The sequence below is a fragment of the Mycobacterium sp. NGS66 genome (assembly GCF_059812225.1).
The window spans coordinates 37,781-53,185 of record NZ_JCALCG010000015.1 but is presented as its reverse complement, the minus strand read 5'-3'; the positions used below and the strand labels follow the sequence as shown (position 1 = coordinate 53,185).

Below are 15,405 nucleotides of genomic sequence, written 5' to 3'. Positions count from 1 at the left end.
CCGACTCGAGGCTACCCGGTGAGAATCGCCGTCACCGGGGCCAGCGGAGTGCTGGGCCGCGGCCTGGTCGCCCGGCTGCTCGGCCAGGGCCACCGAGTGGCCGGGATCGCCCGCCAACGCCCCCGAAGCTGGCCGGGCACAGCCGAATTCGTCGCGGCCGACATCCGCGACCGTGCCGCCGTCACACGTGCCGTCGGCGGCGCGGACGTCGTCGTGCACTGTGCCTGGGCAAGGACCCCTGGACCAGACGAGCCCATCAGCGAGCAGGTCAACATCGACGGCACGCAAAATGTCCTGGACGCGATGGGCGGCACCGGGCGCATGGTGTTCGTCTCGTCCGCGCACGCCCTGAATCCTGTTGCCGCCGAAGGCCGGTACAAGGCGCGGGTCGAGGAGATGCTGGCCGCTTCCGGTGTACCCTGGGTCGCGGTCCGCTCGGCGCTCGTCTTGGGCCGAAACGTGGACAACTGGGTCCGCCGGGTGTTCGCAGCGCCGGTGCTGGCCGACATCGACGGGTCCGCGGACCGCGTCGTGCAGGTGGTCCACTTGGACGACGTGCTGCGGCTGCTGGCCCATGTCACCGTCGGCAACGAAACTTACAACGGCCCAGTCAATCTCGCCGCTCCCGGCGCGTTGACCCTTCGCGAGATCGCCCGGGTGCTCGGCCGTCCTGTGCTACCGCTGGCCAGTGTGCCGTCGGCATTGCGACGACGGGTCACCGCCATCGCCGAACTGGAACTGATCCACAGCGCCCCGGTGATGGACACCACGCGGCTGCGCGACGAGTTCGGATTCCGAACCGCCTGGACCGCCGGCGAATCCGTCCACGACTTCGCGCTGACCGTCCGCGGCCGGGTGGCGATCGGCCGGCGGGTGTTGTCACTGCCGTGGCGGATGACCAACATCGCGGACCTACCCGCCCCGGACGCGCCGGCCGACGACGGCGTGGTGCCCAGATTGGCCGGGCCGGACGGGGTCAACGGGGAATTCGACACGCCCATCGATCCGCGCTTCCCCACCTACCTGGCGACCAATTTGTCGGAGGCGTTGCCCGGTCCGTTCTCGCCGTCGTCGGCCTCGGCAACGGTACGGGGCTTGCGCGCCGGCGGGGTGGCGATCGCCGAACGGCTCCGTCCCGGCGGTGTGGTGCAACAGGAGATTGCGGCGCGAACCGTCGCGGTGTTCGCCCACCGGCTATACGGCGCCATAACGTCGGCGCATTTCATGGCCGAAACGGTGCCGTTCGCCAAGCCCACGACGATCGTCAGCAATAGCGGCTTTTTCGGCCCCAGCATGGCATCGCTGCCGATCTTCGGTGAGCATCGCCCGCTGTCAGAAGCCGGCCCGGTCCGCAGACAACTGCGCACCCTGCGCAACATCGGAGTATTCGGCGTCAACCTGGTGGGCCTGAGCGCCGGATCACCCCGCGACACTGAAGATTTCGTCACCGACGTCGACCACCTGGAACGACTTGCCGGCGGTGACTTCGCGGCACTCGATGATCGGCGGCTGCTCAGCCTGATCGGGTTGGCACGCGACCACGTCGTGCACGGGTGGGTGCTGGCCTCCGCATCGTTCATGCTGTGCGCCGCGTTCAACGTCTTGTTGCGGGGTTTGTGCGGCCGGGACACCACCACACCCGCCGGGCCGGACTTGGTCAGTGCCCGATCGGTGGAGGCGGTGCAACGCTTGGTGGCTGCTGCGCAACGCGATCCGAACGTGATCCGGCTGCTGGCGGAGCCGGGCGAGCGCCTGGACAAGCTGGCCGTCGAGGCGCCGGAGTTTCATGCCGCGGTACTGGCCGAGTTGGCGCTGATCGGTCACCGCGGCCCGGCGGAAGTCGAGATGCGGTCGACCAGTTACGCCGACGACCCCGAATTGCTGATCCGGATGGTGGCCAAGGCGTTGAACGCGCCGCCGGCGCCTGAACCTCGGCACCCGGCTATTCCGTTGCGGGCCAAGCCTATTGCCGTGCTGGCCGCACGGCAGCTGCGTGATCGTGAAGTCCGTCGCGACAAAATGGTGCGGGCCATCTGGGTGCTGCGCGGCCTGCTGCGTGAATACGGGCGCCGGGCGGCCGATTCCGGCGTCTTCGCCGACCCCGACGACGTGTTCTACCTGTTGGTCGACGAACTCGACGAATTCGATCGGCTTCCGGCGGACGTCTCGGAACTGGTGGCCCGTCGGCGTGCCGAGCAACGTAGGCTGACCGCCGTCGTGCCACCGACGGTGTTCAGCGGAACCTGGGAGCCGTCGTCCCCGTCGTCGCCAGCGCTGGCGGCGGGGGACACCTTGCGCGGTGTCGGGGTGTGCGGGGGGCGGGTCCGCGGCCGGGTGCGGATCGTTCGGCCCGAGACCATCGACGATCTGCTGCCCGGTGAGATCCTCGTCGCCGAGGTCACCGATGTCGGGTACACCGCCGCCTTCTGCTACGCCGCTGCCGTGGTGACCGAACTTGGCGGCCCGATGTCGCATGCCGCGGTGGTCGCCCGCGAGTTCGGGTTCCCGTGCGTGGTCGACGTGCAGGGAGCCACCCGATTCCTGCCCGCGGGGGCGCTCATCGAGGTCGACGGCAGCACCGGCGAGATCCGGGTGCTGGAACCGTCTTCCGACGACAGTTCCCCGCTCAGCAGCTGAAGGCGATCCCGACGCCCTCGGGCGGCGGGACCGATCGCAGGCAACCGAACGGCTCGATGCCCGCGCTACTGAACCGTGCGGCCGAGCGGTGTGCGTAGTTGACGCAGAACACCCCGGCCCGGTCAGCGCGGCACCGGTAGTCACCGAACGGCAGCGAGTCGCCGTCGGCCAATTCCGATCCGTCGCCGTACAGGAACGGGCCCGGATCGGCGCGGGCCGACCCTACCTGCAGCTTTGTGCCGTCGAAGTCCACCCAGCCGCTCTTCCATTCGCCGTAGGCGGTCTCCGGACGCGGCGGCGGACTGTTCAGGTTGAGCAGGCACGACAGCGTGCCGTCGGTGTGTTTGGTGTCGGTCATGCAGGTCACCGGCCGACCCGTGTCGGATTGGCCGGACGGCAGAACGAACGCAATGTCGGGACCGAGTTGCGTGGTGAGACCGGCCCGGCTCGCGCTGTGGTAACCGCCCGGGTCGACGGGGTGACCGGCCTCGACCCAGGCGATGACGTCGGAGATCGGCGCTCCGGCCACCGGCGCGCCCGATGGGGCCGCCGGCTTACTCGTGGAAGCGGCGGCAGACGAACTCGGGCCGCTGGTGTGCGGTTCTCCGGAATGGTCGCCAGCCGTGTGCGAGCACCCGGCAACCAGCAACGACACTGCGACCAGCGCGGCGATCCGCATTCCGCCAGGCTAGCCGCCGCGCGGCGATTTGCGGCGCTGCGCGCGCTTTACCTTCGTGGTGTCGGCTACGGTCGGGGTTATGCACGAGCGCACCGTCCGCGCACACACGGCGTCCGGCATCGTCGAAGGCTTCACCCGCGACGGCGTGAACCGATGGCGATCCATCCCCTATGCCCGGCCGCCGATCGGGCCGCTGCGACTGGCGTCGCCGCAGCCGGCGCAGCCCTGGTCCGGCGTTCGGCACTGCCACGGCTTCGGCAACTGCGCACCCCAGCAGCGCCGCTACACGATGCTCGGGGTCGGCAGGTACCAGCCGATGAGCGAGGACTGCCTCACCCTCAACGTCGTCACGCCCGAAGCCCCCGCCCGCGAACCGCTGCCGGTCATGGTCTTCATTCACGGCGGCGGATATTTTCTGGGCAGCTCGGCCACACCGATCTACGACGGGGCCGCGCTGGCCCGCCGCGGTTGCGTCTACGTGTCGGTGAACTACCGGCTGGGCGCGCTGGGATGTCTGGATCTGTCGTCTCTGTCGACACCGGACATCACCTTCGACAGCAACCTCTACTTACGCGATCTGGTGCTGGCTTTGCAATGGGTCCGGGACAATATCGCCGGGTTCGGGGGTGATCCGGGCAATGTGACGATCTTCGGCGAGAGCGCAGGCGCGTGCATCACCGCCACGTTGCTGGCGGTGCCCGCTGCCAAAGGGCTGTTCGCCCGGGCGATTTCGGAGAGCCCGGCGTCGGGGCTGGTGCGGTCGAAAGAAATTGCGGCCGAGTTCGCGAACCGGTTCGCCGAGCTACTCGGAGCGCGTAGGGACGACGCCGCCGATGTGCTGATGCGGGCGCCCGCGGCGCAACTGGTGGAAGCGCAACACCGCCTGATCGACCAGGGCATGCAAAAACGGTTGGGCGCCTTCCCGATTGGACCCGTCGTCGGCGACGACACGCTGCCGATGGACCCCGTCGAGGCGATGCGCTGCGGGCGGGCGCACCCGGTACCGCTCATCGTGGGTACCAACGCCGAGGAGGGCCGGTTGTTCACCCGCTTCCTGCCGATGCTGCCGACCAACGAGTCGATGGTTGAAGAGCTGCTCGCCGACGCCGAACCCGATGCCCGCCAACGCATTACCGCCGCCTACCCGGAGTACCCCGCGCCGTCGGCGTGCATCCAGCTCGGCGGTGACTTCGCCTTCAGCTCCGCGGCGTGGCAGATCGCCGAGGCGCACTGCGATCACGCGCCCACCTACCTGTACCGGTATGACTACGCCCCAAGGACATTGCGCTGGTCCGGGTTCGGGGCAACGCATGCCACCGAGCTGCTCGCCGTCTTCGACATCTACCGCACCAGGTTCGGCACGTTGCTCACCGCGGCGGCCGATCGACGCGCCGCCCTGCGGGTCAGCAATCAAGTGCAACGACGTTGGCAGTCGTTCAGCCGCACCGGGGTCCCCGGTGACGACTGGCCGGCCTACACCCGAACCGACCGTGCCGTGCTGGTTTTCGACCGCAAGTGCCGAGTCGAGTTCGACCCGCACCAGCACCGCCGGATGGCCTGGGACGGCTTCTCCCTGGCACGCTGACCCTCATGGCCCCTAGCCCCGAGCAAGCCACCCACGTCATCGAGCGGCCCGACGATCTCACCGCGCCATGGCTGACCGCGACGATCGGCGCCGGAACCGTCGCCGATTTCGCGGTGGAGCGCATCGGCACCGGGCAGATGAGCGAGTGCTACCGCGTACTCCTGACTTATGCAGGCACGGCAGCCCAGCCCGGGCGTCCCGAGTCGGTGGTGTTGAAGGTGGCAGCCACCGATCCAATGAGCCGTCAAACCGGCTTGGCTCTGGGACTGTACGAGCGTGAGGTCTGCTTCTACCGCGACATCGCGCCCCGCCTCGGCGGGCCGATAGCACCCTGTTACCACGCCGCGGTCGACACCGCGACCGGGGCATTCGACCTGCTGCTCGGCGATGCCGGCCCGGCTGTCGTGGGCGACGAAATCACCGGCGCCACAACCGAACAGGCATTGACCGCGGTCGTCGAGCTGGGCCGGTTGCACGGCCCGCTGCTGGGAGACGCCGTCCTGGCCGAAGCGCCCTGGCTCAACCGGGATGCTCCGCTGAACCAGGCGACGATCACCGCCCTGTATGCCGGGTTCGTCGAACGCTACGGCGACCAGATCGCACCCGAACACCACGTGGTGTGCGAGGCCCTGGTGAACGCGTTCGACGCCTACCTCGCTCAGGAATCCGAGAGCGGCGGCATGCAGGGCTTGGTCCACGGCGACTACCGGCTGGACAACATGTTGTTCGGCACGCCCGAAGCCGACCGGGCGCTGACCGTGGTCGATTGGCAGACCGTTTCCTGGGGACCCGCGATGACGGACCTGGCGTACTTCCTCGGCTGCGCCCTGCCCACGCCGGACCGTCGCGCACAGTACGACACACTGCTGGGGGCATATCACCAAGCGCTGGGTTCCGCCGCCCCGCTCACGCTCTCCGACGTCCGCGAGGGCGTGCGGCGGCAGAGCTTTTTCGGGGTGATGATGGCGATCGTCTCGTCGATGCTGGTGGAACACACCAATCGGGGCGACCAGATGTTCATGACGATGCTGCAACGGCACTGCGACCATGTGCTGGACACCGACGCGTTGGCTACGTTGCCCGTTGCGCCGGCGCCGCCGGAGCCGCTGCGGCCATCGGACGACGACGAACTCGCCCACTCGCCGACCGCCGAACCGCTGTGGAGCGAGAGCTGGTACGCCGACTTCGTCGATGAGGCACAAGGATTGGGCGGGTGGTTTCGGGTTGGGCTGGTAGCCAACCAACGAGTCGCGTGGGTGCATGCGCTGCTGTGCGGACCACAGCTGCCCACCATCGCGCTCGTCGACGTCGAGGTCCCGCTGCCAACTGACCCGTGGGCGCTGCACGGCGACGCCGTCGAGGTCGGCCACTCGGCTGGCCCGCCGCTGCAGACCTACCGGGTCGAGCTGCGCGGACGAGCCGAGGCTTACTCCGACCCGTCGGCCCTGTTGCGCGGCGAAGCGGGCGCTTCGGTCGATGTGGCGATGAATCTGGTGTGGGCCACCGACGGAATCCCGTACAAGTACCGGGTGACCACGCGCTATGAGGTCCCATGCAAGGTCTCGGGCAGCGTTACCGTCGACGACAAGACCTACCGCATCGACTCGGTTCCCGGGCAGCGCGACCACTCCTGGGGAGTGCGCGACTGGTGGAGCATGGACTGGATGTGGAGCGCGCTGCACCTGGACGACGGCACCCATCTGCACGCGCTGCAGGTCAAGATTCCACGCACCCCTGCGATGGGCATCGGCTATTCCCAGGGTCCCGACGGGCGGATCACCGAACTACACACGGTGAACACTCGAGAAGCGTTCGCCGCCAACGGGTTACCAGAACATTCGACGCTGAGCCTGGACCCGCCTGTCGTTACCGCCGACATTGAGGTAGTCGCCCACGCCCCGGTGCTCCTGACCGCCGCCGACGGACGGGTGAGTCACTTTCCCCGGGCTTGGGTCAGCGTCCGCACCGAGGACGGGCGCACCGGCGTCGGCTGGATGGAATGGAACCGAAACCAGGCGTGACACCGGTGGTGGTGATGGGAGTCTCCGGCTCGGGCAAGTCGACCGTGGGCGTCGCACTCGCGCAACGGCTTCGGGTGCCCTTCGTGGACGCCGACACCCTGCACCCGTCGGCCAACATCGCGAAAATGGCTGCGGGTCAACCGCTCAACGACCACGACCGCTATCCATGGCTGGAGCGCGTCGGCGACTGGCTGGGCGGTCACCCCGAGGGCGGCGTGGTGAGTTGCTCGGCGCTCAAGCGCAAATACCGCGACCAGCTGCGTCGCCACCAACCGAGCGTCCAGTTCTTGCATCTGAGCGGTTCACCGCACCTGATCGAGCATCGATTGGCAAGCAGGCCAGGCCATTTCATGCCTGTGGCCTTGCTGCGGTCGCAATTCGACACCTTGGAACCGCTCGGCGACGACGAAGCGGGGTTCACTGTCGATGCGGCCCTGGACGTGCAGGCTATCGTCAAAGCTTTCCTCGCACGCGCCGCGCCGGGGCGCTGACTGGCGGACTGTTACTCATTTGCTGCCAGCGCATGGAACATTAAGCACCGCGGCCGACAGGCCCGTCACCCGAAGCTTGGCCGGTCGGCCGCATAAGGGCCACGGTTCGCAGCTTGTGTACTGGTTCGCCATGCCGCCGCCGGCGATGACCGCCACTTTTAGGAGCACAGTGAGAGCGCTCGGTCTTCAGCCGGCGGCCAAATACGCCCGTGTCCTGGTAATTCCAACGGGCAGACGGAATCTCGTCGTTGCCGGGCGCCTTCTTGGAGATCCGACTCTGCCGAGCTAGGTGTGGTCGCTGCGTCCTAAGGGTCGAACCTCTTGCACTTCAGCGCGTTCGGTCTGTGAACGGTTTGGCGTGTTCGCTTTACCAGCGGGTCGCCGTGGGGTCGTCGAATGGTTCATAGCTGCCGGTGCTCTTCCACTGCTCGGCGGCTTGGTGCGGGGTGCCGAACCAGCGGACGTGCGGCGCGATTTCGCCCGGGGCGCGCGCCGCGTCGCTAAGATGCCCGGTCGGGATCTCCTCGGGCGCAAGTGGTTCGCTTAAGAACGGACTCAGGACCCGGATGCCAAACAGGATCAGGTTGTGGGTTCCCGGCAGCGCGGCCGACGGCACGATCATTGCGACGTCGCCTCGGTCCCGAATGACATCGGCCAAAGCCTGCGTCGGGGCGTAGTCATCACCGACGAGTTCGTCGGGTGTCAGCCCATAGCTTGCGCAGTCGTCGAAGTCGACGCGTGTCGCGTCGTCCACGTCGACCAGCGCGCTCCACAGGTTCAACACGATGTCGTCGGGATTGCCCTGGGGCCCAACGTTACGGCGCAGCATCTCAGCTGCAGGGCCGAGCGGATGAAGACTCAGGTACTGGACGGTGTCGCGTCGGGCGCGGTGGAAATGGCCGGCGCGCGAGCTGGGGAAGGCCCACCACGGCGAGTCATAGGCGGCATGGCGATAGACCGTTAGCCTCATGCCGTCATGGCACGGGCCGCGCTCGCGGCGTCGAGCAGGCCCGGGTAGCTCAGCGGGTCGTCGAGCAGGTCGATCGGCCGCCGGCGCAGCACCGGATGCTCCCGATAAAACCAAGCCACCACGCCCGGCCCGGTGAACGAGTGGCGCAGCTGGTTGACGACTTGCCCAACCGCGCGGATGCGGGCGGCATCGTCGGCCGCCGGCTCGGTCCCGTCATGAGCCAGCCAGCGCTGAAGCTGGCGAACCGAAACCCCGAGCAGGTCCGCCAGGGTCTTCTGCGGGGTGACCAGCACCTCGGCCGTGCGAGTCAAGACGTCGCGGACCGGAGCATCATCGGCATACGGCCGATTTTCGATGATGTCCCGCAACGCATGCCGGAATTGCTCAAGCGCAATGCGCACATCTCGGCGCTGCTGTGCAGCGTCGTCATGACGGAGTGCTTTTTCCGCGCGAAACGCCGCCGCCCACAGCGTTGTCGTCAGATAGGGGTCGGCTTCCAAGCGCAGCGGCGTCGCCGCACCCAGCGTCTGCTCGAAGCCATCAATGAGCCGGGCGACCTCGCTGGGCACCGACGTCGACCGCTGCAACAGCTTGGTGGCGTCGTTGACTTGACCGAGCAGGTCATCAAGCTCTGGTCTGGTCGCTGTCGTAGTCATGTCGCTATCATACGACACATTAGCGTCATCGGCTGGACGCGGTTCGTGGGTGTCCGAGCGCGCGAGATCACCCCGTCATCGGTGGGCAACAAACTCTGCACTGCAAGGTAGATGTCGCTCTTCGATGGATAAGATCGAGTATCCATACAATTGCGAAAAGTGCTGGCGGGCAATGCATTACGCCCACGCACCGCCATACTGACGTATCGAGCGCTAAACGCTCAAACGGCGCTTGGCCTTGCGCTTGAGTTTGCGGGTACGGCCGCTGCTCGCCGCGTCGTCGATCCGGTCCCGGGCAACGTCGGCCCACTCGCTGCCGCGCTCCCGAGCGGTTTCGGCGAGTTCCAGTCCGCGTTCCCGAGCAATCTCGGCCAGGTCCACTCCGCGTTCCCGGGCGGCTTCGGCGAGTTCCAGCCCACGCTCCCGGGTGGTTTCGGCGAGGTCCAGGCCGCGTTTCTGGGCCTTGCGGGCCAGTTTTTCGCTGCGCTTGCGTGCCTTCTTGGCCAGCGGTGCGCTTCGCTCGGCGGCGGTGCTGGCCAGCTCCCGGCCGCGTTCCAGCGCAGCTTCGGCGTAAGGCGCGCTTCGTTCGGCGGCCACGCTGGCCAATTCCCGGCCGCGTTCGAGCGCGGCCTCGGCATAGGGTGCGCCTCGTTCGGCCGCGGTGCTGGCAAGTTCGCGCCCGCGCTCGGCGCCAGCCTGCAGGCCGTGCACGATCCGCTCGCCGAGGTCGGAGTCGAGCACACCGTCGGCGGATCCGGGCAGCGCGGAAGACACCCGTTCGGAAAGCCGCTCGGCGGCCCGGCGACCGCGCCAGCCCAGTGATGGCTTGCCCTCGGTATCGGCCGACGCGATGATCAGCCCGCCCAACAGGCTGACATCGGCCAAGAACGCACGCCGCTGCTCGGCTTTGCGTTCGGGGTCGGATTCGGTCCAGAACATATGTGCGCCGAGGTTGGCGGGTATCACGGTGAGCGCCAGAGCGGCCGAGGCGACGCGGGGCATCCGGCCGGCGGCGAGCAGCAGCCCACCGCCGATCTGAACGGCCGCGTTGATCTTTGCGAACGTCTCGGCGTCGGTTGGTACGTTGCTGCTCACCGGTTCAGGCATGGAGCGCAAGCCGTCCACCGCGGGCGCGGCGGCTTCCGCTGCCCGCTTCGGGTTGAGCAGCGAATCCACTCCTTGGCCGATGAATACTGCCGACAGCATGGGGCGCGCGATTCTACGGATCAACATGGCCGTGGGTTACCCCGCTCGCCGATGGGCAAACACTCCCGGCTGCCTGCGGGCAGGGCCGTCCCAGGACTACGGTTGTTGCATGCGGGCCCTGATCATCGTCGACGTGCAAAACGACTTCTGTGAAGGTGGCTCGCTGGCGGTCTCCGGCGGCGCCGGAGTGGCCCGCGCCATCAACGACCATCTGGCCCGCGACCCGGGTTATCAGCATGTGGTGGCTACCAAGGACTTCCACGTCGACCCGGGCGACCATTTCTCCGACCGGCCAGATTATTCGTCGTCGTGGCCACCGCACTGCATCGCCGAAACTCCGGGCGCGGACTTTCATCCTGACCTCGATACCAGCCCCATCGAGGCGGTGTTCCGGAAAGGTGCCTACGACGCCGCTTACAGCGGCTTCGAGGGCGTCGACGAGAACGGCACGCCGCTGCTGGAGTGGTTGCGGCAGCGCGGAGTCGACGCGGTCGATGTGGTGGGGCTGGCCACCGATCACTGTGTCCGCCGCACCGCCGAGGACGCCGCGCGGGCCGGCCTGGCCACCCGGGTCCTGCTTGACCTGACGGCCGGCGTGTCGGCCGAGACCACCGAAAAGGCCCTGGCCGGGATGCGCAGTGCCGGCGTCGCGTTGGTCGGGAGCGGTTGATGCCAGCGCCGAAGAACCGTCTGCTTGCCACAGTCGAGCAATCCCCGCAGGCAGCCGCTGCGCACGACCGCGACGGCTGGGTGCAGCTGTTCACCAGCGACGCCGGCGTTGAAGACCCGGTGGGCTCGCAACCGCATGTGGGGCACGAGCGGATCGGCCGTTTCTACGACACCTTCATCGGTCCGCGGGACATCAAGTTTCACCGCGATCTCGACATCGTCACCGGTCAAACCGTGCTGCGCGATCTCGAACTCGAAGTGGCGATGGGGCCCGGGGTGACCATGTACATTCCCGCCTTTCTGCGCTACGACCTTCGAGACATCAACGGCGAGTGGAAGATTGCCCGACTGCGGGCCTACTGGGAGTTGCCGGCGATGATGGCGCAGTTTCTGCGATCCGGGTCACGCGCTGTGGCGCCCGCCCTGAAACTGTCCCGAGGGTTGTTGGGCAACCAGGGCTGGCGCGGCACCGTGGGTTTCCTGAGCGGCTTCCGCCGGCCGGGGGCGCGGCACAAGAAGCTGGTGGCGACGTTCTTGAATGCCGTCACACGCGGAGACAAGGGCGCCGCGCTGCGCACGCTGTCATCCGGTGCCGCAATCACTTTGGGTGACGACGACCCGCTGGATATGGCCGAACTCCTCGAGCAGCTGGACAGCGCCCGCTGGAGCAAGGTCATCGGTGCCGGGTCCACGATCATCGTCGGCATCAACTCGACGCACGGGCGTGGCATCTTGTTTGCCGACATGGCGTCGCGGGGCAACGCCATCAACGAGGTCCGCTACTTTCCGGCCTGACCGCGGCGAGACCGGCGCTCAATGGGCGATCATCAGCGCCAGCGACGCCGTCGACAACAGCAAGTAGGCGCCCGGGAAGGCGATGTTGTACAGCACCTTGGCGCGCAGGTGGGTCGCGATCGCGCCGACGAAGAACAACACCAGGCCGGACGCGGCGGCAATCCCCAGCGTCGGCAGGCCCACGAGCCCGATGACCAGTCCGACCGCGCCGGCGAGTTTCGCCGCCCCCAGCGCCGGCAACCAGGACCGCGGCACGCCGACCTCGGCCGAGTTGGCCAGCACGAATCGGGCCGGGATGAAGTCGGCTATCGCGATGCCGGCGGTGACGACGGCGGTGGTCGCGGTGACCGCGATGAGGGCGGTGTCTATGGTCATGGTGTTGGTCTCCTCGACAGTGCATCGATTGAAGGGTGTGTCGCCTCTTTGACGACTGCTGCGCTGGAAAGGTGACCCGTGAAAGCACCGAAAGACGTCGCCGAGTTGGCCCGACAGTTCGACGCGGACCGGCGACACCTCAGATCGGTCGCCTACCAGCTGCTCGGGTCGGTTGCCGACGCCGACGACGCGGTGCAATCGGCGTGGTTGAAGGCCAGTCGCGCGGATTTCGGCGCCGTCGACAACCTCACCGGCTGGTTGACGACCATCACTTCTCGCGAGGCGCTCGACCAGCTCAAGGCGCGTAAGCGCCGAGCCGAATGGCCGCTGGCCGGGGCCGAGGAACTGGACCGACTGACCGGGGAAGTGGCCGCGCCGGCAGAGGACGACGCGTTGCTGGCGGACTCGGTCAGTCGCGCGCTGCTGGTCGTTCTCGACCGGCTCTCACCCGCGCAGCGGGTGGCTTTCGTGCTACACGACGTGTTCGCCTTGCCGTTCGAGACCATCGCCGATGTGTTGGACCGCACACCTGCGGCCGCGAAGAAGCTGGCTAGTCGGGCGCGCGGCCGCGTGCACGCCGGCCGGACGGCGCACGCGCCGCGGACGGCCAAGCACGTCGAGCTCGTGGAAGCGTTTCTGGCGGCCTCGCGCGGCGGCGATATCGCCACCTTGCTGGACCTGCTGGCACCCGATGTGGTCCGCCGCGTCGATCGCGTCCTGGTCCCCGATGACGTGCCGACCGAGCTGCGCGGAGCCCGCGAGGTAGCCGAGGAGACCCGGCGGTTCACCCAGCGCGCGCAACTTGGTGTTGTGTTGCTGATCGACGGAGCTCCGGGCATTGCCGTCGCGTCGGCGGGACGCACGCGCACGCTGCTGCGGATCGGATTCGACGACAATGACCGGATTCGGGTTATCGACATCACCGCCGAAGCCCACCGCGCTGTTCTCACGCTGCCGAGCTGACCAGATCCCCGGGCGTCCTCAGCCAAAGCACAGTCCGATCCGCTACCAAGGATTCCAAACGATGGCAGGCTGACCAGCGACGGACCAGGATCGGGATCATCATGTTCGACAAGTCGTTCGGGCGCAGGAGCCTGCTGCGGGGGGCCGGTGCGCTCACCGCGATGTCGCTTCCGCTGTGGGCCGCCGGCTGCGCTCCCGACGACGACGCGTTGACCTTCTTCTTCGCGGCCAACCCGGACGAGGCGGCCGCCCGGATGCGCATCGTCGACGAATTCCAGCGCCGGCATCCCGACATCAAGGTTCGGCCGGTACTGTCCGGGCCCGGTGCGATGCAGCAGCTGTCCACATTCTGCGCCGGGGGCAGGTGTCCGGATGTGCTGATGGCGTGGGAGTTGACCTACGCCGACCTCGCCGACCGTGGGGTGTTGCTGGATCTCAATACCTTCCTGGCGCAGGACAAAGCGTTCGCCGCTCAACTGAAGACCGACAGCATCACGGCGCTGTACGAGACGTTCACTTACGACGGGGGTCAGTACGCGCTGCCCGAGCAATGGTCGGGAAATTACTTGTTCTACAACAAACGGCTGTTCGCCGACGCCGGCGTCCGGCCTCCGCCGGCCAGGTGGGAAAACCCTTGGAGCTTCGGCGAATTCCTTGATGCGGCCAAAGCCCTTACCCAGCGCGACAAATCGGGCCGGGCCACCCAATGGGGGTTCGTCAACACCTGGGTGTCGTTTTACTCCGCGGGTTTGTTCGCGATGAACAACGGCGTGGCGTGGTCCAGTCCGCGAATGAACCCGAGCCACCTCAACTTCGGAGACGAGGGGTTCGTCGACGCCGTGCAGTTTTACGCCGACCTTTCCAACAAGCACCGGGTGGCACCTAACGCGTCGGAGACGCAGTCGATGTCGACGCCGGATCTGTTCGCGGTGGGCAAGGCGGCGATGGCATTGGGTGGGCATTGGCGCTACCAGACATTCATCCGGGCCGACGGGTTGGACTTCGACGTCACCTCATTGCCGACCGGTCCCGGACGTGCGGGCCAGCCCGCCTGCTCGGACATCGGGGCGACCGGGCTGGCCATCTCGGCGAGCAGCCGTCGCAAGGAACAGGCTTGGGAATTCGTGAAATTCGCGGGTGGCCCGGTCGGACAGGCCTTGATCGGTGAGTCCTGCCTGTTCGTCCCGGTGCTGCGGTCTGCGCTCAACTCGGCGGGCTTCGCCGACGCCCACCGGCGCGTTGGCAACCTCGCCGTGCTCACCGAAGGGCCGGCCTACTCCGATGGCCTGCCGATCACCCCGGCTTGGGAGAAGATCGTTGCCCTGATGGACCGCAACTTCGGGCCAGTCCTGCGCGGAACCCGGCCTGCGACATCGCTGACCGGGCTATCCCGTGCCACCGACGAAGTGCTGGGCAACCCATGACGTCTACCGCCGCCGCGCCCGTCGTCGCGAAGAAGCGCGCGTCGAGCCGACGCGCGTGGGCCGGGCGGATGTTCGTCGCACCGAACCTGGCCGCGGTGACGGTGTTCATGCTGTTCCCCCTGGGCTTCTCGCTGTACATGAGCCTGCAGCGGTGGGACGTGTTCACCTCGGCGAAGTTCGTGGGACTCAAGAATTTCCACGAGCTGTTCACCTCGGATCCGCTGTTTGTCATCGCGTTGCGCAATTCGGTCATCTACACCGTCGGGACGGTGCTGCCGACGGTCGTGATCAGCCTCGTCGTGGCCGGCGTGCTGAACCGAAAAGTCAAGGGCATCAGCGTTTTTCGGACGATCGTATTCCTGCCGCTGGCCATCTCATCGGTGGTGATGGCGGTCATCTGGCAGTTCGTCTTCAACACCGACAACGGGCTGCTCAACATCATGCTCGGCTGGGTCGGAATCCATCCCATCCCATGGCTGGTGGAGCCCAGGTGGGCCATGGCTTCGCTATGCCTCGTGAGCGTGTGGCGCGCGGTGCCGTTCGCCACTGTCATCCTGCTGGCCGCGATGCAGGGAGTCCCCGAAACCGTCTACGAGGCAGCCAAAATCGACGGTGCGGGTGAGATCCGGCAATTCGTGTCCATCACCGTGCCGTTGATCCGCGGGGCGATCTCGTTCGTGGTGGTCATCTCGATCATCCACGCGTTCCAGGCCTTTGACTTGGTCTATGTCCTGAACGGCGCCAACGGCGGGCCGGAAACCGCCACCTACGTCTTGGGCATCATGCTGTTCCAGCACGCGTTCTCGTTTCTGGAATTCGGCTACGCGTCTGCGCTGGCATGGGTGATGTTCGCGATCCTGCTGGTGTTGACCGTGCTGCAACTGCGGCTCGCTCGGCGGCGCTCCTGGGAGGCTTCGCGTGGTCTCAGCTGAGC

General features: G+C 67.3%; 14 protein-coding genes. 9 read left to right on the top strand and 5 right to left on the bottom strand.

All coding sequences use genetic code 11. From position 1 onward, the window contains the following. Positions 1-18 precede the first annotated feature (18 nt). Positions 19-2,637 (top strand): sugar epimerase family protein, encoded by a 2,619-nt coding sequence (locus tag AC5Y2L_RS23245; protein WP_499931462.1) that lies wholly within the window; start codon positions 19-21, stop codon positions 2,635-2,637. Here AC5Y2L_RS23245 and AC5Y2L_RS23240 read toward each other — a convergent pair. Continuing rightward, the gene (locus AC5Y2L_RS23240) at positions 2,627-3,316 is read right to left on the bottom strand and encodes a hypothetical protein (protein ID WP_499931460.1); all 690 of its coding nucleotides are present in this window, start codon (positions 3,314-3,316) and stop codon (positions 2,627-2,629) included. The genes AC5Y2L_RS23245 and AC5Y2L_RS23240 overlap by 11 nt on opposite strands. A gap of 79 nt (positions 3,317-3,395) precedes the next feature. Here AC5Y2L_RS23240 and AC5Y2L_RS23235 point away from each other — a divergent pair, with 79 nt between their 5' ends. From AC5Y2L_RS23235 to AC5Y2L_RS23225, 3 genes are read left to right on the top strand one after another with little or no spacing between them, the layout of a single operon-like run. After that, a complete protein-coding gene (locus tag AC5Y2L_RS23235; RefSeq protein WP_499931458.1) occupies positions 3,396-4,901 on the top strand; it encodes a carboxylesterase/lipase family protein in 1,506 nt (501 codons plus the stop codon). A 5-nt stretch (positions 4,902-4,906) separates the two neighbouring features. Continuing rightward, positions 4,907-6,922, top strand: coding sequence for a DUF7064 domain-containing protein (locus AC5Y2L_RS23230; RefSeq protein ID WP_499931455.1), 2,016 nt, complete (start codon positions 4,907-4,909; stop codon positions 6,920-6,922). Then, a complete protein-coding gene (locus AC5Y2L_RS23225) occupies positions 6,901-7,413 on the top strand; it encodes a gluconokinase (protein WP_499931453.1) in 513 nt (170 codons plus the stop codon). The genes AC5Y2L_RS23230 and AC5Y2L_RS23225 overlap by 22 nt, the downstream gene beginning before the upstream one ends. A 367-nt stretch (positions 7,414-7,780) precedes the next feature. Here the strand turns inward: AC5Y2L_RS23225 and AC5Y2L_RS23220 are convergent, their stop codons facing one another. The 3 genes from AC5Y2L_RS23220 to AC5Y2L_RS23210 all read right to left on the bottom strand — a co-directional run bounded on the left by AC5Y2L_RS23220 (position 7,781) and on the right by AC5Y2L_RS23210 (position 10,272). Continuing rightward, a complete protein-coding gene (locus tag AC5Y2L_RS23220; protein WP_499931451.1) occupies positions 7,781-8,383 on the bottom strand; it encodes an RES family NAD+ phosphorylase in 603 nt (200 codons plus the stop codon). After that, the gene (locus AC5Y2L_RS23215; protein WP_499931449.1) at positions 8,380-9,039 is read right to left on the bottom strand and encodes a hypothetical protein; all 660 of its coding nucleotides are present in this window, start codon (positions 9,037-9,039) and stop codon (positions 8,380-8,382) included. Before AC5Y2L_RS23215 ends, AC5Y2L_RS23220 begins: the two co-directional genes overlap by 4 nt. Before the next feature lie 213 nt (positions 9,040-9,252). Then, complete coding sequence (locus AC5Y2L_RS23210; RefSeq protein ID WP_499931447.1) at positions 9,253-10,272, bottom strand: DoxX family protein; 1,020 nt, start codon at positions 10,270-10,272, stop codon at positions 9,253-9,255. An 82-nt stretch (positions 10,273-10,354) separates the two neighbouring features. Here AC5Y2L_RS23210 and pncA point away from each other — a divergent pair, with 82 nt between their 5' ends. Together pncA and AC5Y2L_RS23200 are read left to right on the top strand one after the other, a co-directional pair. Further along, on the top strand, positions 10,355-10,915 hold the full coding sequence (pncA, locus tag AC5Y2L_RS23205; protein ID WP_499931445.1) for a pyrazinamidase PncA: 561 nt from the start codon (positions 10,355-10,357) through the stop codon (positions 10,913-10,915). After that, on the top strand, positions 10,915-11,709 hold the full coding sequence (locus AC5Y2L_RS23200; protein WP_499931443.1) for a nuclear transport factor 2 family protein: 795 nt from the start codon (positions 10,915-10,917) through the stop codon (positions 11,707-11,709). The genes pncA and AC5Y2L_RS23200 overlap by 1 nt, the downstream gene beginning before the upstream one ends. Positions 11,710-11,727: 18 nt before the next feature. Here AC5Y2L_RS23200 and AC5Y2L_RS23195 read toward each other — a convergent pair whose 3' ends face one another. Further along, positions 11,728-12,084 (bottom strand): DoxX family protein, encoded by a 357-nt coding sequence (locus tag AC5Y2L_RS23195; protein WP_499931441.1) that lies wholly within the window; start codon positions 12,082-12,084, stop codon positions 11,728-11,730. 78 nt (positions 12,085-12,162) lie between these two features. On the opposite strand from AC5Y2L_RS23195, the gene AC5Y2L_RS23190 reads away from it, so the two are divergent. The 3 genes from AC5Y2L_RS23190 (at position 12,163) to AC5Y2L_RS23180 (ending at position 15,403) form a co-directional block, all read left to right on the top strand. Further along, entirely contained in the window at positions 12,163-13,047 is an 885-nt protein-coding gene (locus AC5Y2L_RS23190) for a sigma-70 family RNA polymerase sigma factor (RefSeq protein ID WP_499931439.1), read from the top strand. Between the two features lie 101 nt (positions 13,048-13,148). Then, positions 13,149-14,471: an ABC transporter substrate-binding protein gene (locus tag AC5Y2L_RS23185; RefSeq protein WP_499931437.1), complete on the top strand. Its 1,323-nt coding sequence runs from the start codon at positions 13,149-13,151 to the stop codon at positions 14,469-14,471. Then, positions 14,468-15,403 (top strand): carbohydrate ABC transporter permease, encoded by a 936-nt coding sequence (locus AC5Y2L_RS23180; protein ID WP_499931435.1) that lies wholly within the window; start codon positions 14,468-14,470, stop codon positions 15,401-15,403. The genes AC5Y2L_RS23185 and AC5Y2L_RS23180 overlap by 4 nt, the downstream gene beginning before the upstream one ends. The last annotated feature ends 2 nt before the right edge of the window (positions 15,404-15,405 follow it).

Bases quoted from the DNA above. Each gene is read 5' to 3' on its own strand.
- AC5Y2L_RS23240 (WP_499931460.1), bottom strand. From the start codon at position 3,316: ATGCGGATCGCCGCGCTGGTCGCAGTGTCGTTGCTGGTTGCCGGGTGC.
- AC5Y2L_RS23215 (WP_499931449.1), bottom strand. From the start codon at position 9,039: ATGACTACGACAGCGACCAGACCAGAGCTTGATGACCTGCTCGGTCAA.
- AC5Y2L_RS23235 (WP_499931458.1), top strand. From the start codon at position 3,396: ATGCACGAGCGCACCGTCCGCGCACACACGGCGTCCGGCATCGTCGAA.
- AC5Y2L_RS23195 (WP_499931441.1), bottom strand. From the start codon at position 12,084: ATGACCATAGACACCGCCCTCATCGCGGTCACCGCGACCACCGCCGTC.
- AC5Y2L_RS23180 (WP_499931435.1), top strand. From the start codon at position 14,468: ATGACGTCTACCGCCGCCGCGCCCGTCGTCGCGAAGAAGCGCGCGTCG.
- AC5Y2L_RS23210 (WP_499931447.1), bottom strand. From the start codon at position 10,272: ATGTTGATCCGTAGAATCGCGCGCCCCATGCTGTCGGCAGTATTCATC.
- pncA (WP_499931445.1), top strand. From the start codon at position 10,355: ATGCGGGCCCTGATCATCGTCGACGTGCAAAACGACTTCTGTGAAGGT.
- AC5Y2L_RS23225 (WP_499931453.1), top strand. From the start codon at position 6,901: ATGGAACCGAAACCAGGCGTGACACCGGTGGTGGTGATGGGAGTCTCC.
- AC5Y2L_RS23200 (WP_499931443.1), top strand. From the start codon at position 10,915: ATGCCAGCGCCGAAGAACCGTCTGCTTGCCACAGTCGAGCAATCCCCG.
- AC5Y2L_RS23230 (WP_499931455.1), top strand. From the start codon at position 4,907: ATGGCCCCTAGCCCCGAGCAAGCCACCCACGTCATCGAGCGGCCCGAC.
- AC5Y2L_RS23185 (WP_499931437.1), top strand. From the start codon at position 13,149: ATGTTCGACAAGTCGTTCGGGCGCAGGAGCCTGCTGCGGGGGGCCGGT.
- AC5Y2L_RS23220 (WP_499931451.1), bottom strand. From the start codon at position 8,383: ATGAGGCTAACGGTCTATCGCCATGCCGCCTATGACTCGCCGTGGTGG.